General features: G+C 69.1%; 17 protein-coding genes and 2 pseudogenes. 17 read left to right on the top strand and 2 right to left on the bottom strand.

Features of this window, described 5'->3' with window-relative positions; genetic code table 11:
* Positions 1-89: 89 nt before the first annotated feature.
* The 10 genes and pseudogenes from D3869_RS34315 to D3869_RS32150 all read left to right on the top strand — a co-directional run bounded on the left by D3869_RS34315 (position 90) and on the right by D3869_RS32150 (position 6,572).
* On the top strand, positions 90-296 hold the full coding sequence (locus D3869_RS34315; RefSeq protein WP_247896093.1) for a hypothetical protein: 207 nt from the start codon (positions 90-92) through the stop codon (positions 294-296).
* A gap of 11 nt (positions 297-307) precedes the next feature.
* Complete coding sequence (locus D3869_RS34310; protein ID WP_247896125.1) at positions 308-469, top strand: hypothetical protein; 162 nt, start codon at positions 308-310, stop codon at positions 467-469.
* Positions 470-767: 298 nt separating this feature from the next.
* A pseudogene (locus tag D3869_RS32185) lies at positions 768-1,417 on the top strand (amino acid ABC transporter permease).
* Positions 1,404-2,130 (top strand): annotated as a pseudogene (locus tag D3869_RS32180) (amino acid ABC transporter ATP-binding protein). The pseudogenes D3869_RS32185 and D3869_RS32180 overlap by 14 nt, the downstream one beginning before the upstream one ends.
* A gap of 94 nt (positions 2,131-2,224) precedes the next feature.
* A complete protein-coding gene (locus D3869_RS32175) occupies positions 2,225-3,028 on the top strand; it encodes a transporter substrate-binding domain-containing protein (protein ID WP_137143170.1) in 804 nt (267 codons plus the stop codon).
* A gap of 35 nt (positions 3,029-3,063) precedes the next feature.
* Complete coding sequence (locus tag D3869_RS32170) at positions 3,064-3,408, top strand: RidA family protein (protein ID WP_137143169.1); 345 nt, start codon at positions 3,064-3,066, stop codon at positions 3,406-3,408.
* A 121-nt stretch (positions 3,409-3,529) separates the two neighbouring features.
* Positions 3,530-4,576, top strand: coding sequence for a succinylglutamate desuccinylase/aspartoacylase family protein (locus tag D3869_RS32165; RefSeq protein WP_137143168.1), 1,047 nt, complete (start codon positions 3,530-3,532; stop codon positions 4,574-4,576).
* Positions 4,577-4,620: 44 nt separating this feature from the next.
* A complete protein-coding gene (locus tag D3869_RS32160) occupies positions 4,621-5,745 on the top strand; it encodes a LacI family DNA-binding transcriptional regulator (protein WP_137143631.1) in 1,125 nt (374 codons plus the stop codon).
* Between the two features lie 34 nt (positions 5,746-5,779).
* Positions 5,780-6,166 (top strand): hypothetical protein, encoded by a 387-nt coding sequence (locus tag D3869_RS32155; protein WP_137143166.1) that lies wholly within the window; start codon positions 5,780-5,782, stop codon positions 6,164-6,166.
* A 136-nt stretch (positions 6,167-6,302) separates the two neighbouring features.
* Positions 6,303-6,572, top strand: coding sequence for a hypothetical protein (locus D3869_RS32150; RefSeq protein WP_137143165.1), 270 nt, complete (start codon positions 6,303-6,305; stop codon positions 6,570-6,572).
* Positions 6,573-6,883: 311 nt separating this feature from the next.
* Here D3869_RS32150 and D3869_RS32145 read toward each other — a convergent pair whose 3' ends face one another.
* Positions 6,884-8,284, bottom strand: coding sequence for an MFS transporter (locus D3869_RS32145; RefSeq protein WP_137143164.1), 1,401 nt, complete (start codon positions 8,282-8,284; stop codon positions 6,884-6,886).
* A gap of 39 nt (positions 8,285-8,323) precedes the next feature.
* Here D3869_RS32145 and D3869_RS32140 point away from each other — a divergent pair, with 39 nt between their 5' ends.
* Positions 8,324-8,758 carry a DUF983 domain-containing protein gene (locus tag D3869_RS32140; protein ID WP_137143163.1) on the top strand — a complete coding sequence of 145 codons (435 nt, stop codon included), beginning with the start codon at positions 8,324-8,326 and terminating at the stop codon, positions 8,756-8,758.
* Between the two features lie 54 nt (positions 8,759-8,812).
* Complete coding sequence (locus D3869_RS33380) at positions 8,813-8,953, top strand: hypothetical protein (RefSeq protein WP_175426660.1); 141 nt, start codon at positions 8,813-8,815, stop codon at positions 8,951-8,953.
* A 517-nt stretch (positions 8,954-9,470) separates the two neighbouring features.
* On the opposite strand, the gene D3869_RS32135 is transcribed toward D3869_RS33380, so the two are convergent.
* Positions 9,471-10,553, bottom strand: a complete 1,083-nt coding sequence (locus D3869_RS32135) for a LacI family DNA-binding transcriptional regulator (RefSeq protein WP_137143162.1) — start codon at positions 10,551-10,553, stop codon at positions 9,471-9,473.
* Between the two features lie 208 nt (positions 10,554-10,761).
* On the opposite strand from D3869_RS32135, the gene D3869_RS32130 reads away from it, so the two are divergent.
* From D3869_RS32130 to D3869_RS32110, 5 genes are all read left to right on the top strand, one after another.
* Complete coding sequence (locus D3869_RS32130; protein ID WP_137143630.1) at positions 10,762-12,606, top strand: glycoside hydrolase family 2 protein; 1,845 nt, start codon at positions 10,762-10,764, stop codon at positions 12,604-12,606.
* A 14-nt stretch (positions 12,607-12,620) separates the two neighbouring features.
* Positions 12,621-13,613: a TRAP transporter substrate-binding protein gene (locus D3869_RS32125; protein ID WP_137143629.1), complete on the top strand. Its 993-nt coding sequence runs from the start codon at positions 12,621-12,623 to the stop codon at positions 13,611-13,613.
* A gap of 46 nt (positions 13,614-13,659) precedes the next feature.
* Positions 13,660-14,169, top strand: coding sequence for a TRAP transporter small permease (locus D3869_RS32120; protein ID WP_137143628.1), 510 nt, complete (start codon positions 13,660-13,662; stop codon positions 14,167-14,169).
* 31 nt (positions 14,170-14,200) lie between these two features.
* On the top strand, positions 14,201-15,502 hold the full coding sequence (locus tag D3869_RS32115) for a TRAP transporter large permease (RefSeq protein WP_137143627.1): 1,302 nt from the start codon (positions 14,201-14,203) through the stop codon (positions 15,500-15,502).
* A gap of 81 nt (positions 15,503-15,583) precedes the next feature.
* Entirely contained in the window at positions 15,584-17,962 is a 2,379-nt protein-coding gene (locus D3869_RS32110; protein WP_137143626.1) for a TIM-barrel domain-containing protein, read from the top strand.
* Positions 17,963-17,994 lie beyond the last annotated feature (32 nt).

Raw genomic sequence — 17,994 nt, 5'->3', positions numbered from 1 at the left:
GGCGGGTGCTGTTCGGCCTCGGCGCCGACGGGCGGGTCCGCAGCGCCTACCGCACCTTCTTCGGCTGATCCAAGGCGGTCCGACACGCCATGCAGACATTGAATTTCCAGCAGCTCCTGCGTTACCAGGACCAGCTGATCGACGGCACGCTGCACACGCTGCTGCTGACCCTGGTCGCCGCGCTGATCGGCACCGCCATCGGCGTCGCCGGGGCGGCGGCAGTGCGCAGCGGGCCGCGCCCGGTGCGCTGGGCGATCCGCGGCTATGTCGAGCTGATCCGCAAACGCCCTCGCTGATCCAGCTGTTCGTGTCTTCTTCGTGCTGCCGGGCTTCGGGCTGCGGATGGGAGCTTCGAGCGGCGGCGATCGCGCTCGGCCTCTATTTCGGCGCCTACTGCACCGAGATCGTCCGCGCCGGGCTCGACGCCATCCCCGGCAGCCAGGTCGAGGCCGGCCAGTGCCTGGGCTGACCCGCTGGCAGGTGTTTCCGCCATGTCGTGCTGCCGCCGGCCCTGCGCAGCGTCTATCCCGCTTTCACCAGCCAGTTCGTCCTGCTGCTGCTCGGCACCTCGCTCGCCTCGCAGATCTCGGCGGAGGAGCTGTTCCACACGGCGGCTTCATCGAGACGCGCACCTACCGCAGCTTCGAGGTCTATGCCGTGATCTGCGGCATCTACTTCGCCCTGGTGATGACCTTCAAACTGCTGTTCGCCGCGGTGGGGCACCTCGCCTTCCGCTGGCCGGTGCGGCGCTGACGGAGACACCGGCCATGCGTTCCTTTTCCCTCGCCGACTTCCTGTCGCTGCTCAGCGCGCTGCAATGGACGGGCGTCCTCGTCCTCATCGCGCTCGCCTTCGGCGCTCCGCTGGCGTTGGGGCTGGCCCTGATGCGGACCAGCGCCCGCCGCGCGCTGCGCTGGACCGCCACCGCCTTCCTCCAGCTCGTCCAGGGCGTCCCGCTGCTCGGCCTGCTGATGTTCTTCTACTTCGGCATGCCGGTCTTCCTGGGGGTGGAGATGCCGCCGCTGGTCGCCGTCGGCATCGCCATGACCGTCTACACCGCCTCCTTCCTCGGCGAGATCTGGCGCGGCGGCATCGAGGCGGTGAAGCACGAGCAGTGGGAGGCCGCGCCTGCCTCGGCCTGTCGACCTGGCACCAGTTCCGCTACGTCATCGCGCCGCAGGCCTTCCGCATGGCGCTGCCGCCGACCGTCGGCTTCCTCGTCCAGCTCATCAAGGGCACGTCGCTGGCCTCGATCGTCGGCTTCGTCGAACTCGCCCGCGCCGGGCAGCTGGTCAGCGCCGCCACCTTCCAGCCCCTGCTGGTCTATTCGATCGTCGCGGCGATCTACTTCGCCGCCTGCCTGCCCCTCACCCTGTGGGCGCGTTCCCTGGAGGCCCGTCTCAATGGCGCTCGTTGACATCAAGAACGTTACCAAGAGCTACGGTTCCATCGAGGTGCTCAAGGGGGTTTCGCTCAGCATCGACGAGGGCGAGATCGTCACCATCATCGGCAAGTCGGGCTCCGGCAAATCGACCCTGCTGCGCTGCATCAACGCGCTGGAGCGCATCGACGGCGGCGAGATCACGGTGGAGGGCCAGTCGGTGCGCACCGACATGCCGAACCTGCGCGGCTTCCGCCAGCGCGTCGGCATCGTCTTCCAGGCCTTCAACCTGTTCCCGCACCTGACGGTGGAACGCAACATCACGCTGGCCCCGGTCCTCAACAAGCGGATCGCCAAGGCGGAGGGCCGGGCGCTGGCGCTGGACGTGCTGGCCCGCGTCGGGCTGGCCGACAAGATCGACGCCTATCCGGCCCAGCTCTCGGGCGGGCAGCAGCAGCGCGTCGCCATCGCCCGCTGCCTCGCCATGGGGCCGCACCTGATGCTGTTCGACGAGGTCACCTCGGCCCTCGACCCGGAGCTGGTCGGCGAGGTTCTGAAGGTGATGGAGGACATGGCGCGGCAGGGCATGACCATGGTCCTGGTCACCACGAGATGGGCTTCGCCCGCAACGTCGCCTCCAAGATCGTCTTCATGCACCAGGGCCGCGTCTGGGAGGAGGGGCCGCCGGCGGAACTCTTCGCCAATCCCCGCACCCCGAACTGCGGAGCTTCATCGCCTCCGCGCGCTGAGCCACCACCGGTCCCCTTCACCGATCCCGCTTCACCGGCCCCCCTTCACCGGCCCTTGAGGGCCGGACAACGACCAGAACAGAGGAGCAATGTCGTGAGACTCTTCCGGACCCTTGCCGCCGCCGTGGCGGTCTGCGCCACCGTCGCCCTGTCCGCCACCGCCCTGCCGTCCGCCGCGAAGGCGGATGCCCTGCAGAACGTATTGTCGGCGGGCAAGCTGCGCGTCGGCGTGCTGATGGACGCCGCCCCCTGGGGCTTCAAGGACGCCAAGGGCGAGGCCGCCGGCCTCGACATCGACCTTGCCAAGCTGATGGCCGCCGACATGGGCGTGAAGCTGGATCTGGTCCAGGTGACCGGCGCCAACCGCATCCCCAGCCTGCTCGCCAACAAGGTGGACGTGCTGATCGCCGCCGCCGGCGCGACGCCGGAGCGCGCCCAGCAGGTGACCTTCTCCCAGCCCTACGCCGCGGTCAATCTCGGCGTCTACGGGCTGAAGGGGATGGCCACCGCCACCGACGCGGCCGAGCTGAAGGGCCACAGCATCGGCGTCGCCAAGGGCTCGACGCTCGACATCTGGCTGACCGACAACGCCCCCGGCGCCAAGCTGGTCCGTTTCGAGGACACCCCCGGCGCCATCGCCGCCTATCTGGCCGGCCAGGTCGAGGCATTCGCCGAGAACAGCGCCATCGCGCTGAAGGTCACGGAAGACAATCCCGGCAAGGATGTCGAGCTGAAGTTCCTGATCCGCCAGTCGCCGGCCCATGTGGCCGTCCGCCACGGCGAACAGGACATGGTCAATTGGATCAACACCTTCCTGTTCTACAACCGCCTGAACGGCAAGCTGAGCGCCCTTCAGATGAAGTGGTTCAAGGAAAAGCAGACGCTTCCGCAGATGTAATCCGCCGTTCGGCATCGCAAGAGAGGTTTCATTCGATGATTACGAGGTTCCAGGTTGGTTCGCGCATGAGCCAGGCCGTCGTCTGCCAGGGCATGGTCCACATCGCGGGTCAGGTCGCCAACAACCGCAAGGCTTCGATCGGGGAGCAGACCCGGGACGTGCTGGCGAAGATCGACGCCCTGCTGGAGGAAGCCGGCAGCGACAAGTCCAAGCTGGTCGCCGTCAACGTTTTCCTGCCGCACATCACCGACTTCGACGCCATGAACGAGGTCTACGACGCCTGGATCGACCCCGCCAACCCGCCGGCCCGCGCCTGCACCGAGGCGCGGCTGGCCGATCCGGACCTGCGGGTCGAGATGACGGCGCTGGCCGCTCTGTAAGCGGGCTTTTTCGGCGAACCGGAGGAGGCGCCGGGCAACCGCTGCCCTGGCGAAAGCTGTCACGGCAAACGCTGTCACGGCAAACGCTGTCAGGGCGCCCCTCCGTCAGAAGGTTTTTGGAATGCACACTGGCCTCTACCACGCGCTCGATTTCGCCGCCGACGGCAAGTCGCTGGATTTCCTCAGCATCCCGTTCTCGGTGGACCGCTCCCCCTATTATCAGGTGAAGGTCCCGGTCTGCCGCGTGCGCAACGGGGCCGGTCCGCGCGTGCTGCTGATGGCGGGCAACCATGGCGACGAGTACGAAGGCGAATTGCTGCTGGGCCGCCTGTTCCGCCGGCTCGATCCCGCGCGCATCCGCGGCGAGGTGACGATCCTGCCGGCCACCAACGCGCCGGCCGTGATGGCGGCGCGGCGCCGCTCGCCGCTGGACGAGGGCAATCTCAACCGCGCCTTCCCCGGCGACCCGGCCGGATCCCCGACCTTCCGACTGGCGCATTTCCTCGAGCACGAGCTGTTTCCGCGCCACGACGTGGTGTTCGACCTGCATTCCGGCGGCACCTCGATGGCCCACCTGCCGTGCGCCCTGATCGAGCGGCAAGGCACGCCCGACCGGCTGGGCCGCGCCCTGGAACTGATGCGGGCGCTGGGCATGCCCTACGGCTTCGTGGCCGAGAACGGCGCCACGGCGCCGACCTCGATGGCGGCGGCGGCGCGGGCCGGGGTCATCGGCATCAGCGGCGAGTTCGGCGGCGGCGGCACGGTGACGCCGGAGACCATGGCCTATACCGCCCGCGCGATCGACAACCTGCTGATCGCCGTCGGGTTGACCGATGCGCCGGTCCTCTCGGTTTCCGGGCCGGTTCCTGTCCCCCAGCAATTGCCTATGCAGTTGCTTCAGCTTGACAGCCACCGGCAGGCGATCTACGCGCTGCGGCGCGGCTGGTTCGAGCCGGCGGTCGACGTCGGGGCGCGGGTCGACGCCGGTGACCTCGCCGGCTGGTTCCACGACCTGACGCGCTTCGACCAGCCGGAGGAGGAACTGCGCTTCCAGGAGGCGGGCATCGTCATCTCGCGGCGCCTGCACAGCGACAGCGAGGCCGGCGACTGCCTGATCCAGGTGGCGCGACCGGTCGAGGAGGCGGGCGTCCTGACGCGCGCGGCCTGACCGCGGATTGACAACCGCGGATCAACAGACGGGAGACGGGCGGCATGAGTGACACCGGTGCGGCAAGGCGGCCGCCGACCATCGACGACGTCCTCCGCCTCCGGGCCGCGGAACCGTTGCCATCCAGCGACGGGGGGCCGGTCGAGGGGGGGGCCGGCGACGGGGTGTCCCGTGATGGGGCGGCTCCGCCGCGCATCGTCGAGATCGCGCGGCTTGCCGGTGTCTCGCCGATCACCGTCTCGCGCGCCCTGCGCCATCCGGAAAAGGTGGCCGAGGCCAAGCGCCGCAAGATCCTGGAGATCGTGGAGCGCACCGGCTACGCCACCAACCCGCATGCCCGCGCGCTGAGGTCCGGCCAGTCGAACATCGTCGCCGCCTTCGTCTCGAACCTGCAGAGCCAGCAGTTCTGCCTCGCCGTTCAGGGCTGCGGCGAGGTGCTGGAGCCGCAGGGCTACCAGCTGATGATCGGGCAGACCTCCTACTCCTACGCCAAGGAGACGACGATGATCCAGTCGCTGCGCGAGATGCGTCCGGCGGCGGTCATGTTCACCGGCGTCATCGAGATCGAGGAGAACCGGCGGGCGCTGCGGGCTCTGGGAATCCCGATCATGGAAACCTGGGCCTATCCCCGCGACCCGATCGACATGCTGGTCGGCTTCTCGAACATCGACAGCGGCCGCCTGGCGGCCGAGCATTTCGCCGAACGCGGCTACCGTCGCATCGGATTCATCGGTCGCCGCAGCGGCCGCGGCGCCCTCCGACTCACCGGCTTCCGCGAGGGCGCACGCGCCGCCGGGCTCGACATCGTCGCCGAACTGTCTGTCGACGGGGTCAGCAGCATGGTCGACGGCCGCCGCGCGCTCGCCGACCTTCTGTCGCGCAACGCGGAGGTCGAGGCCGTGTTCTGCGCCAACGACCTGCTGGCGACCGGCGCGCTGCTGGAGGCGCGCCGGCTGGGCATGCGCCTGCCCGACGACATCGCCATTCTCGGCTTCGGCCACAACGACGTTGCCGAAGAGCTGCCGCCCGGCCTGACCACCATCGGGATCGACAGCCGTGACCTTGGCCGTCAGGCCGGGTCGATGATCCTGCAACGAATGCGCGGCGAGACGCTTTCGGAACCGACCTGTGCCGTCGAACTGACGCTGACCCGCCGCGGCAGCAGCTGATGGGTCGGCCGAGGAAATCGTCTTCGTAGACGAAATGCTCATCAATGCCTTTTTCCAGGCCGACATCGCCACGCCGGGCGGGGGCGTGCTGACGATCCACCTCCGCAGCCTGGAGCCAGAAGTCGCGGAGCAGGAGGCGGTCGGTCGCTGCCGCGATCGTCTTGCCCGCAATGCGGCGAGGCTCGAACGGGCGCAGGTTCTGGCGGAAGCCGATGCCGACCTCCACGACGCGATGACCAGACGCAGGATGACCGCTTTCCGCGACGAGAAGGAGGCGGCGGTTGCTGGTGTTCTGCGGGACGTGCAGGGCGGCGCCCAGCGCGCGCAGGTCCGCCTCGAAATTTTTGGTGTCGTGGCCCTTGTCGGCTCCCGGACGACGCGCTGGAGGGCGCCCTGCCGGCCGCGGCCTACTTGCCGCTGAAGCCGAAGGAACCGGAAGGGCAGGGGGGGCGAAGGCGGCTCGGCAGTCAGCCGGCCGGGGAAGGGTGCCGCGCCAGCGTTTAAGCTCGGTTTCCAGAACGTCCCGAGGACGGCTCCGCGCGTGAACAGGGAACCGCATGCCGGTTCCCCGTGCCTTTGGCATGGGAGCGGACATGCGCGCGCAGGCGGTGGAACGGGTGGGTGGCATCATCGACCGGATCGAGAACCGGCACCCCGGTCCAGGAGGCCCACCGGTGCCGACGGCGGAGGTGATCCGGACGCTCGGCTTCTTTGTGCGCGAAGGCGTCCAATGGCCGAAGTTGAAGGCCGCGGACGGGCGCGTCTCGGGCTCCACCCGGCGCCACCGCATGGGACGTCGTGGTGGACAGTTGCTCGGCGCGGGCTAAGCGGGGTGGCGAGCTGACCGGGGCGAACCCGACCGACCGCGGTGAGCCCGGAACCACAACCGCTGGCTCTGCCTGCGCGACGGGGTCCAGCCGCACATCCGCAAGATCGGCGAACCCCACGGTTCGGGGCTCGGCAAGGTCCGATGCGTTGTCGAGCATGGGTGCGCATGGCTGCTGGCGAACAAGCGCTTGGACCGACGACAGGACAGGCTGCGGCGCCATTCCATCCGAATCGAATTTCGGAGGCCAAGCAAGCTGCTCCCAAACAGACAGTACCGCCTAACGATTGACACCCGCGGGAGCGGGGCAGGTCAGCAGCCCGATGGGGCACGGAGACCGGGCGGAAAGGCGAAGCGGCGTGCGGCCAGCGCGATAAGAAAGGCGACCAGGGCCAGTGCGGTGACCACGGGTGGTAGCAGCGGCGTCCCTCCGGTCGTGAGCAGCGCCCCGCCAAGCGCCCCGCCGGCCGTGATCGCCAGGTTCCACGCCGTGGTCACCATTGCCTGTGCCAGATCGACGCCATCACCGGCTGCGTCCGCTGACGCCGTCTGCATCATCGCGCCGGCGCCGCCAAAGCCGAGACCCCAAATGATGGCCGCCGCATAGACGGCAACGCCCTGTTCGCCAGCGAAAGTCAGGAGGATCGCGACGGCTGCGAACGAACCGATCGCCAGTAGTACCAGTGCGCGCAGCATCCGATCCACCAGCCGCCCGACCATCCAAATGCCGACGAGCGAACTGGCGCCGAATGCCAGCAGTACGAGATCGACCCGCACGGCCGCAGCCGTCGCGAACGGCGCGATGTAGGTGTAAAGGATGTTGTGTGCCGTCATCCATGTGAGGATGACGAGGAAGATCGGCACGACACCTGGCGTAGCGATGACACGGCGCAGCGAAGGCCGATCGTCGCCGGTCCGACCGGGCGCATCGGGCACTTTCGCAATGATCCACCCAATCAGCATGACGCTGAGCGCCGATAGGATCAGGAACGAACCGCGCCACCCGACCAAGCCCCCGAGAAAGGTCCCCAAGGGTACACCGAGCGAGAGCGCCAGCGGCACGCCAACCATGGCGAGCGCCATTGCCGGCCCGGTCTGGTCCGGACGTACGATGCTGCGCGCGTAGCCCGCGAGGATCCCCCAGGCGAGCCCCGCCGCACACCCGGCGACGAACCGCGCAACCAGCACAACGGTGATCGATCCCGCCCATGCCGTTAGCGTGTTGCCGATGACGAAGCAGAGAATGGCGGCGAGCAAAACGCTCCTTCTGGGAAGGCCTTGGCTCAGGCTCGTAAGCGGGATCGCCGCCAACAGAGACCCCAAGGCATAGACAGCGACGAGCTGTCCCGCGATCGCTTCGGAGATCCGCAAGCCGGACGCAATCTGCGGCTGCAATCCAGCGGGGAGCGTCTCGGTAACGATGCACAGGAAACCACTGGCGGCGAGGCCTGACAGCGCTGCGGTGGGGAGAGCGGCGCGCGGGACTGACCCTGCTTCGAGGCGACTTGGCGAGGAGGTGCTGACCGAGCTGACCGCATTGCGCTCGGCGCTCCGAAGGTCCGCCAGGGTCTGCGCGACGCCTTGCGGCAAGTGGCCGACATGGTGGCCGAGGCACCTGTATGTCTTCCATGCTTGTATGAGTTCCGGCGGGAAATTGGATGCATTCAAGTTGACATTGTTGGTCTTCGAGGAGCATACGGTTACGAATTGCATGCAGGCATTGCTTGCCATTGCCTACCGAAGGAACACGCGATGTCATCCGAACAGGAGTGGCCGCCTCTTCCCCCTCTCAGCACCGCACCGTGTGGATGCTGCCCACGTCATGGGCAGGGTCATCTGTTCAGCGGCTTCCTGAAGCTGCGATCCCGCCGCGAGGCCGGGCGTCTGGACTGCTCCAACGCCGACCCGGCTGACGGCCCCGCCTTCTTCCTGACCTGCTTCGTCGGCATTCCCACGGTCCTCTTGGCGCTCGGGATCGGGACAAAGATTGAGCCCCCTTGCTGGATGCACCTTGTCACGACCCTGCCGTTCCTGTTGCTGGCCTGTATTCCGCCCTTGCGGCCATTGAAGCATTGGCTGGTGGCCAGCCAATGCTTCCGCAAGGCCGGGGAAGCCCGCTTCGGTACAGCCGCGCCAACCCAGCCGTCGGCGGCCCCGCCCGCAGACAAAGACCCACGATCGACCTGATTGTCGTCAGATTCTCCTGACGATATCTGGTGTCATGGATTGGAGATATTCAAAATGTATGACTGGTTCCCTTTGGTCTTCTTTCCGTTCAAGATTATCGTGTTAGGCACGGGCATGTTCTTCGCCATCAAGTGGCATCACGATCAAGCGAAGAAGGATCAAGCGAAGAAGAAGAACGAAACCAGCGAACCGTAAGCGCCCGCCGAACGCACCCGCGAGTCACGGTCGAGGCCTCGGACATATCGAGCGCTGCGGGCCGGCGTGCCAGAACAGTGGCTGCGCACTCAGCACCGGGGGGGCAGGTGGCGAGCGCGGTCTTGTACCGCCATCTGGGCCAGTCGAGACGCCGCTGTCGAACCGATCTGTGACGGGGCAGGCTCGGCTTTCGTTCCGAGCGTAGGAACGGTGAGGAAGGCAGAACAGCCGAGACCGGCCGGAACGATCCACTCGGCCTGGATATTCGGGCGGCCGAGGCGGTGATGAGCGAGCCTCTCCATCCGGTGACGATGCTGCTGAAAGTCGAGAGTGAACGGATCGTGGCCGCTTGTCAGCGTGTCGCAGCGCGGCGCCGGCGACAGGCATGGCGGATATTTTCCATAAGGCATCTTATGGGATTTTAGGATGCCTCCCCAACGAAGCTCTCCCGCCAAATCCACCGACCGGTTCCGTACACCGCTTTCCGGCTCGTGGGGGTCGCCGTCCGGGTTTCCCCTCAACGCCGCAGGGTGGGCTCGGTTTCGCCCGGCAGACGCCGGTTGCGGATGGTCAGCTGGTGGGCCAGCAGCAGCGGGTCCAGCCGCTCCTCCCCGTCCCAGAGCCGGTGCAGCATGCCAACGATGGCCGGGCCGAAATCGTCGGACGGCACGCGGACGGAGTTCAGCCAGTCGGCGATCCACGGGTTGATCGGGTTGTCGTCGAACCCGAAGAAGGCCACGTCGCCCGGCACCTCCAACCCGGCCTCCCGCGCGCGGCGGTAGGCGCCGTAGGCCAGCAGGTCGCTCAGGCAGACGATCACCGATGGGCGGTCCGCAAGCTCCAGCATCGTTCCCATGGCGTGGTAGCCGGCCACGATGTGATCCAGCCCCGGGCCTGTGGCGCAGGGAATGGCCGCCGTGTCCACCCCCGCCGCGGCCAGCCGGTCGAACAGGCCGAGCAGGCGCCAGTGACCGGCGGTGCGGTCCAGCGAGGCGTGGAGGACGCCGATGCGACGCACACCGCGCTCCAGCAGCCGGTCGGCGATCTCCGCCCCAGCGCCCACATTGTCGATTCCGACATAGGGCGAGGACGGGTCGCCGGGGTCCGGGCGGTTCACGAAGACCAGCGTGTCGCCGGCGGCCCGCGCCTCGTCCAGTGCCGGGCTGTCCACCGCGCCCACCAGGATCATCGCGCGTACGAGCTGGGCGCGCATTTCGCGGATGTACTCGTCCTGCACGTCGGCGCGCTCGTGCGTGTCGCACAGCGACATCACCAGCCCCTCCCCGCGCAGCGACCATTCGATGGACGAGGCGATGGCGGCCATGGAGGGGTTGGCGAGATTCGCCGCCAGGACGCCGACGATGCGGCTCTCCCGGCGGCGCAGCGCCCGCCCGACGCTGCCGGGCCGGTAGCCCAGCTCGCGGATCGCCGCCCTCACCCGCTCCGCCGTCTCCTCCGTCGCCTTGTTGGCCACGCCGTTGATGACGCGCGAGGCCGTGGCGACCGACACCCCGGCGCGGGCCGCCACCTGGGCGAGCGACGGGGCGAGCGACGCACGCTCCGTGCGCGAGGCGCGGCTGCGGTCGGCTGGCGGGGGCATCGGCACCTCGGTTTGCGCAAGAGGGTTGGCGGCGGGCGGCGGCGTGAAAACCGGTTGCGTAGAGATGCACGCGCGCCTATTGTTTCGGCAAGGGTAATCGATTTCCCTCGGCGGTGATATCGCTATCGACGCCGGCCGACGGACGAATTGCCCATACGCCCCTCCCACAAGGCGGGTGCGGAAAAAGAAGATTAGGGAGAGGACGCTCATGACAGCCGAAGGCGCCGACCGCGCCACGGTCGTTGACCCCTACGACCATCTCCATGACGAGAGCTACGCCGACGCCTTCGCCCGCGGGCGGGTGGGCGCCGCAGCCCTGGTGACCGTCGCCGGGCGCGCCGTCGAGTCGCTGGATGGCGACTGGCGATTCGCCATCGACCCTCATGACGAGGGGCTGCGCCAGAGATGGTACGCCGACGAGCCGGTGCCGGCCTCGGAGTGGACCGCGCCGCGCGATTACGACGACGGCGCGTGGCAGACCGCCCCGGTCCCCGCCTGCTGGAACATGCTGCGCCCGGAATGGCGGCATTACGAGGGCGGCGCCTGGTACACGCGGACGCTGGACCACCACCCTGGCGAAGCCGGGGAACGCACCGTCCTGCACATCGGCGCCGCCGCCTACGAGGCGCGCGTCTTCCTGAACGGCCAATTCCTCGGCGCGCACCGCGGCGCCTCGACGCCCTTCTGCGTCGAGCTGACCGGGCATCTGCGCCCCGGCCCGAACCGCCTCCAGATCCAGGTGGACAACGCGCGCCGGACCAACCGGGTGCCGATGCGCCACACCGACTGGTTCAACTACGGCGGCCTCTACCGCTCCGTCGCTCTGCTGCGGCTGCCCGCGCTGTTCATTCGGGACTTCGGCGTGGCGCTGGTGCCCGGCAGCGGCTTTGGCCGCGTCGCCGTGGACGTCACCCTGTCCGATCCGGTGGACGGCACGGCGACCGTCGCCATCGACGGGCTGCTGCCGCCCTCCCCCGTTCCCGTCGCCGCCGGGCGCGGGCGGGTGGAGTTCGACCTTTCCCCAGAGCTGTGGTCTCCGGAGTCGCCCCGCCTCTACGGCGTCACCCTGCGCTTCGGCAGCGATTCCGTGGCCGACCACGTCGGCTTCCGCGAGATCGCCGTGGCGGGGGAGCGCATCCTCCTCAACGGGCGCGACATCACGCTGCGCGGCGTCTCGGTGCATGAGGACGACCTCACGCTCGGCAAGGCCAGCGACGAGGCGGACATCCGCCGCCGCTATGCCGACGCCAAGGCGCTGGGCTGCAATTTCCTGCGCCTCGCCCATTATCCGCACGACCCGCGCGCGGCGGCCATCGCCGACGAGGTCGGGCTGATGCTGTGGTCGGAGATTCCCGTCTACTGGGCCATCGACTTCGCCAACCCCGACACGTATGAGGACGCCGCCAACCAGCTCGCCGAGCTGATTGCCCGCGACCGCAACCGGGCCAGCACGATCCTGTGGGGCGTCGGCAACGAGAACGCCGACACCGACGCCCGCCTGTCCTTCATGGCGCGGCTGGCCGCTCTCGCCCGCAAGCTGGACCCGACGCGGCTGGTGACCGCGGCCTGCCTGATCGACCGCGAGCGCTTCGCCATCGCCGACCGTCTGGCCGACCATCTCGATGTGATCGGCCTCAACGAGTATTTCGGCTGGTACGAGCCCTCCTTCGACGGGCTGCGCCGGTTGCTCGCCAACTCCGCCCCCGGAAAGCCGGTGATCATCTCCGAGTTCGGCGCCGACGCGGTGGCCGGTCTGCGCGGCGGTCCGCGCGACCTCTTCACCGAGGACTGCCAGGAGGCGGTCTACCGCGAGCAGCTCGCCATCCTCGCCACCGCCGCCTACGTGCGCGGGATGACGCCCTGGGTCCTCTACGACTTCCGCACCGAGCGGCGGCAGACCGCCTTCCAGCGCGGCTGGAACCGCAAGGGGCTGATCGCCGAGGACAAGACAACCCGCAAGCGCGCCTTCGCCGTCCTTGCGGCCCATTACCAAGCGATGGCCGACGCCGAGGCGCCGCCGTCGCCGCACACCGATTCAGCCAAATCACGATAACCGGAGGATTCGTCATGCTCGCGTTGAACCGTCGTCACGCCGCCCTTCTCGCCGCAGCCGTCGCCGCCGTCATGGGCCTGACCCTCGCCGGGCCGGCCGCCGCCAAGACCACGCTGCGCCTCGGCCACGGGCTGGCCAAGGGCCACCCGGTGGACGTCTCGCTGGACGAGTTCGCCAAGCTGGTGCGCGAGCGCAGCAAGGGCGAGCTGGACATCAAGGTGTTTCCCGCCGGCCAGCTCGGCCAGCAGCGCGAGCTGATCGAGCAGATGCAGAACGGCGCGCTCGACCTCGTGCACGCCAACGCCTCCCCGCTCGCCGCCTTCGAGCCGAGCTTCGGCGTCTATGACATGCCCTTCCTGTTCCGTGACAACGACCATTTCTTCAAGGTGGTCGACGGCCCGGTCGGCGATGAGGTCCTGGCCTCCAGCCGCGCCAAGGCCTTTGTCGGCCTCGCCTATTACGACAACGGCACGCGCAGCTTCTACGCCAACAAGCCGCTGGCCAAGCCGGAGGATCTGAAGGGTCTGAAGGTCCGCGTCCAGCCCGGCCCGATCGCCACCCGCATGATCAACCTGCTGGGCGCCACCGCCACCCCGCTGGCCTGGGGCGAGGTCTACACGGCCCTGCAGTCCGGCGTCGTCGACGGGGCGGAGAACAACGTGACCGCCCTGACGCTGGCCCGCCACGGCGAGGTGATGAAGGTCTACACCCGCGACGAGCACACCCGCGTGCCCGACGTGGTGCTGGTCGCCACCTCCACGCTGGACCGCCTGAAGCCGGAGCAGCAGGAGCTTCTGCGCCAGGCGGCCCGCGACAGCGCCAAGGCCCACAACGCCCGCTGGGCGGCCGAGCTGGAGAAGGCCGAGGGCGAGGCGGCGAAGATGGGCGTCAAGTTCGTGGACGCCGACAAGGCGGCCTACCGTCAGGTGGTGCAGCCCATGTACGACGACCTGAAGGCCACCCCGGCGCTGGCCACGCTCGCCGACCGCATCCAGGCGGTCAAGTAAGCCCCCGCCCCGCCCGCTCGCCGCGTCGAAACAGAGGAGCGTTCCCATGCTGGCATCCATCCACCGCACGCTCGACCGCGTCGTGCTCGCCATCACGATCCCGCTGACGGTCGCCATGCTGGGCTGCGTGGTGTGGCAGGTCGTCGCCCGCTACGCGCTCAACGTCTCGACGTCGGCGACGGACGAGATCGCCCGCTTCGCCTTCATCTGGGTCAGCCTGCTCGGCTCGGCCTATGTGCTGGGCAAGCGCGGGCACATCGCCATCACCGGGCTGGTGGATCTTCTGCCGGCCCGGCCGCGCGGCGGCGTCGAGATCGCCATCGCGGCGCTGGTCGCGCTGTTCACGGTGACGATCCTGTGCGGCGGCGGCTGGCTGCTGGTGGACAAGGCGCGCACGCTCGGCCAGGTCACGCCGGCGCTCCAGCTGCCGATGTGGCTGGTCTACGCCGTGATCCCGCTCTCCGGCGTGCTGACCCTGATCTACATGGTCATCGCCCTGATGGAGAGCCTGCGCGAAGGGCCGGGCGTGACAAGCCACGCCGTCTCGCTCGACTGACGCCCACCACACCCGTCGCGGAAACGCAGCCATGGACTTCTCCCCCGCCCTCGTCCTCAGCGCCGCCTTCGTCGCCCTTCTGGCCTTCGGCGTTCCCATCTCCTACGCCACCGGGCTCGCCTCGATCACGGCGCTGCTGACCATCATGCCGCCGCTGCCGGCGATCTCGGTGACGGCGCAGCGCATCGCCACCGGCCTGGACAGCTTCGCGCTGCTGGCGATCCCCTTCTTCTTCATGGCCGGATCGATCATGAACCGCGGCGGCATCGCCCGCCGCCTGATCGACTGCGCCAAGGTCTTCGTCGGCTGGATGCCCGGACCGCTGGCGCAGATCACCATCCTCGCCAACATGATGTTCGGCTGCGTGTCGGGGTCGGCGGTGGCCGCCGCCTCGGCCATCGGCGGCACCATGCAGCCGTCGATGGACAAGGCCGGCTACGACCGCAGCTACACCGCGGCGGTCAACATCTCCTCCTGCATCACCGGCCTGCTGATCCCGCCGTCGGGCGCCTTCATCGTCTATTCGCTGGTGTCGGGCGGCACCTCCATCGCGGCGCTGTTCGTCGCCGGCTACCTGCCCGGCATCCTGCTCGGCCTGGCGGTGATGATCCCGGCCTGGATGATGGCGAAAAAGCGCGGCTACGCCCGCCTGCCCTCCCCGACCCTGTCCCAGTCCTCGCGCGCCCTGCTGTCCGCCCTGCCCAGCCTGGGCCTGATCATCGTGGTGATCGGCGGCATCGTCGGCGGCGTCTTCACCGCGACCGAGGGGTCGGCCATCGCGGTCGTCTACGCGCTCGCCCTGGCGCTCGCCTACCGGGAGCTGTCGGTGGCCGACATCGGGCAGATCCTGGAGGACACCATCGTGGCGACGGCGGTGGTGGCGCTGATGGTCGGCACCTCCATGGCGATGGCCTACGTGATGTCGCTGGCCGAGATCCCGCAGATCATCGGCGACTGGGTGCAGTCGGTGTCGGGCAACTGGATCATCGCCCTGCTGCTGGTCAACGTCGTGCTGCTGCTGATGGGCACCTTCCTCGACATCACGCCGGGCATCCTGATCTTCACGCCGATCTTCCTGCCGGTGCTGGTGGAGCTGGGGGTGGACCCGGTGCATTTCGGGGTGATCCTGGTGTTCAACCTGTCGCTCGGCATCGTCTCGCCGCCGACCGGCAGCGCCCTGTTCATCGGCTGCGCCGTGGCGCGCGTGTCGATCGAGCAGGTGATCCGGCCGCTGATCCCCCTCTTCGCCTGGAGCACCGCGGCGCTGCTGGTGGTCACCTACGTCCCCGGCCTGTCGCTCTGGCTGCCCAGCCTCTTCGGCCTCATCAAGTAAGCGGGACCCAGGCCGGGTCCTGCCCCCAGGAGCCGGCTCCCCCCAAACCTCAGGTCTCATGACTTCAGGAGTTCACGCGCCATGCGCACGCTGACCGGCGCCACCCTTGCCGCGCCCGCCCCGTCCCGCGACGGGGCGCAAGCCGGCCCCCAGGGGATCGCCTTTGACCTCGACCGCGGCTACCGCCTGACCCTGTTCCCGCTGGGGCCCGCGCTGGCGCGCGTCCTCATCGAACGGCCGAGCGGGCTGCGCACGCCGCGCACTTGGTCGCTGGCGCCCGAGCTGTCGGGCCAGACCGATCCCGCGCTGGCCGACCCCATCGACGGGCGCGACCGCCGCGACCTGACCGGCTTCCCCGGCACGCCGGCGGCGGTCGAGGAAAACGCCGACAGCGTCACCGTGACCACCCCCGGCTGGCGCGTCGTGGTCCAGCGCGCGCCCCTGGCGCTGCGCTGGTACGAGCCGGCGGCGGAGGGCGACGGCTGGCGCCTCGTCCTGGCCGACCGGCCGACGCAGCCCTACCTGTTCGACGACCGCTCTCCCCGCTTCGCCCACCATCTGGTCAGCCACGCCGGGGAGCGCTACCACGGCTTCGGCGACAAGAGCGGCGGCACCGACAAGCGCGGCCGGCGTCTCGCCATGGGGACGACCGACGCGCTCGGCTACGACGCGGAGACGAGCGACCCGCTCTACAAGCATATCCCCTTCTGCCTCAGCGTGCGGCCGGAGCGCGGCGGGGCGGCGGTCGGCGTCTTCTACGACAACCTGTCGCGCGGCCTTTTCGATCTGGGCCAGACCATCGACGCCTACCACGGCGAATTTATCCGGTTCGAGGCGTCGGACGGCGATCTCGACTGCTACGTCCTGTTCGGCCCGAGCGTCCCGCAGGTGGTGGCGAACTTCACCGCCCTGACCGGCCGCACCTCCTTCCGGCCGCGCTGGGCAATCAGCTACTCCGGCTCGACCATGCAGTACACCGACGCGCCGGACGCCGGGGTGCGGCTGCTCGGATTCCTCGACGCGCTGAAGCAGCACGATCTGCCCTGCGGGTCGTTCCAGATGTCGTCCGGCTACACGATGATCGGCGACAAGCGCTACGTCTTCCACTGGAACCGCGACAAGTTCCCCGAGCCGGAGGCGGTCACCGCCAAGTTCGCCGAGGCCGGCGTCCATCTCGTCGCCAACATCAAGCCGGCGCTGCTTGACGACCACCCGAAATTCGCCGAGGTCCAGGGTTTCGGCGGCTTCGTGCGCGACAGCGACGCCCCGGACCGCCCGCAGACCACCCAGTTCTGGGGCGGCGACGGCGCCTATCTCGATTTCACCAACCCGGCGACGACGCGCTGGTGGATGGCGAACGTCACGAAGGAGCTGCTGGAGCGCGGCATCGGCTCGACCTGGAACGACAACAACGAGTTCGAGATCTGGGACGACGCGGCGGTCTGCGACGTCAACGGCCATGGCGGCACGATGGCGACGCTGCGCCCGGTGCAGACGCACCTGATGATCCGCGCCTCGCATCTGGCCCAGGTGGCCCACGCGCCGGACAAGCGCCCCTACCTGATCTCGCGCTCCGGCGGGCCGGGCCTCCAACGCTATGTGCAGACCTGGTCGGGCGACAACCGGACGAGCTGGAAGACGCTGCGCTGGAACCTGCGCATGGGGCACGGCTTCAGCCTGTCGGGCCTGTTCGACTACGGCCACGACGTCGGCGGCTTCGCCGGTCCCCGGCCGGAGCCGGAGCTGCTGATGCGCTGGATCGAGCAGGCGGTCTGGTGGCCGCGCTTCACCATCCATTCCTGGAACGACGACGGCAGCGTCACCGAGCCCTGGACCTACCCGGAGCTGCTGCCCCAGGTGAAGGCCGCGCTGGACTGGCGGGAGCGGCTGGTGCCGCTGCTCTACACGCTGCTGTGGCGGGCGCACCGCGACCACGAGCCGGTGATGCGGCCGCTGTTCTACGACTTCCCCGACCAGCCCGCTGCCTATGAGGAGGAGGACAGCACCATGGTCGGCGACCGGCTGTTGGTCGCGCCGGTTCTCGACCCCGGCCGGACGGAGCTGGAGGTCTGGCTGCCGGCGGTGCCCGGCGGCTGGTACGATCTGCGCGACGGCAAGCGTTACGACGGCGGCGGGCGAGTCACCGTGGCGGCGCCGCTGGGCGTGTCCCCGGCCTTCGTCCGGGCCGGCACGCTGCTGCCGCTCGGCCCCGCCCCGTCCTGGGCCGAGGGTCCGCTGACCGTCCGCTGCTTCCCCGGTCCGGAGGGCTACGCCCCGCTGACCCTGTTCGACGACGACGGGGAAAGCGTGTGCCGCGACGAGTCCGTCTGCCTGCTGACCATCACCGGCACGGACGCGGCCGCGCTGTCGGTGAGCCGCAGCGGCGGGCGGGCGCCGCGCTGGACCTCCCTGTCCATCGAGGCGGCGGACGGCACGCCGATCGGCAGCCTGCCTCTCTGACCGGGCCGAGCGGCACGCCCACGTCCAAGGGC

It is taken from the genome of Azospirillum brasilense (genome assembly GCF_005222205.1).
Taxonomy (GTDB): Bacteria; Pseudomonadota; Alphaproteobacteria; order Azospirillales; family Azospirillaceae; genus Azospirillum; species Azospirillum brasilense_G.
Note: the sequence above shows the minus strand (reverse complement) of the source record. Positions and strands in the feature narration are given on the sequence as shown.

What these genes read in the sequence shown, in the direction of transcription:
- D3869_RS34315 (WP_247896093.1), top strand. Translation starts at nt 90, where the DNA reads ATGCAGACATTGAATTTCCAGCAGCTCCTGCGTTACCAGGACCAGCTG.
- D3869_RS32170 (WP_137143169.1), top strand. Translation starts at nt 3,064, where the DNA reads ATGATTACGAGGTTCCAGGTTGGTTCGCGCATGAGCCAGGCCGTCGTC.
- D3869_RS32165 (WP_137143168.1), top strand. Translation starts at nt 3,530, where the DNA reads ATGCACACTGGCCTCTACCACGCGCTCGATTTCGCCGCCGACGGCAAG.
- D3869_RS32160 (WP_137143631.1), top strand. Translation starts at nt 4,621, where the DNA reads ATGAGTGACACCGGTGCGGCAAGGCGGCCGCCGACCATCGACGACGTC.
- D3869_RS32155 (WP_137143166.1), top strand. Translation starts at nt 5,780, where the DNA reads ATGCTCATCAATGCCTTTTTCCAGGCCGACATCGCCACGCCGGGCGGG.
- D3869_RS32150 (WP_137143165.1), top strand. Translation starts at nt 6,303, where the DNA reads ATGCCGGTTCCCCGTGCCTTTGGCATGGGAGCGGACATGCGCGCGCAG.
- D3869_RS32145 (WP_137143164.1), bottom strand. Translation starts at nt 8,284, where the DNA reads ATGCAATTCGTAACCGTATGCTCCTCGAAGACCAACAATGTCAACTTG.
- D3869_RS32140 (WP_137143163.1), top strand. Translation starts at nt 8,324, where the DNA reads ATGTCATCCGAACAGGAGTGGCCGCCTCTTCCCCCTCTCAGCACCGCA.
- D3869_RS33380 (WP_175426660.1), top strand. Translation starts at nt 8,813, where the DNA reads ATGTATGACTGGTTCCCTTTGGTCTTCTTTCCGTTCAAGATTATCGTG.
- D3869_RS32135 (WP_137143162.1), bottom strand. Translation starts at nt 10,553, where the DNA reads ATGCCCCCGCCAGCCGACCGCAGCCGCGCCTCGCGCACGGAGCGTGCG.
- D3869_RS32130 (WP_137143630.1), top strand. Translation starts at nt 10,762, where the DNA reads ATGACAGCCGAAGGCGCCGACCGCGCCACGGTCGTTGACCCCTACGAC.
- D3869_RS32125 (WP_137143629.1), top strand. Translation starts at nt 12,621, where the DNA reads ATGCTCGCGTTGAACCGTCGTCACGCCGCCCTTCTCGCCGCAGCCGTC.
- D3869_RS32120 (WP_137143628.1), top strand. Translation starts at nt 13,660, where the DNA reads ATGCTGGCATCCATCCACCGCACGCTCGACCGCGTCGTGCTCGCCATC.
- D3869_RS32115 (WP_137143627.1), top strand. Translation starts at nt 14,201, where the DNA reads ATGGACTTCTCCCCCGCCCTCGTCCTCAGCGCCGCCTTCGTCGCCCTT.
- D3869_RS32110 (WP_137143626.1), top strand. Translation starts at nt 15,584, where the DNA reads ATGCGCACGCTGACCGGCGCCACCCTTGCCGCGCCCGCCCCGTCCCGC.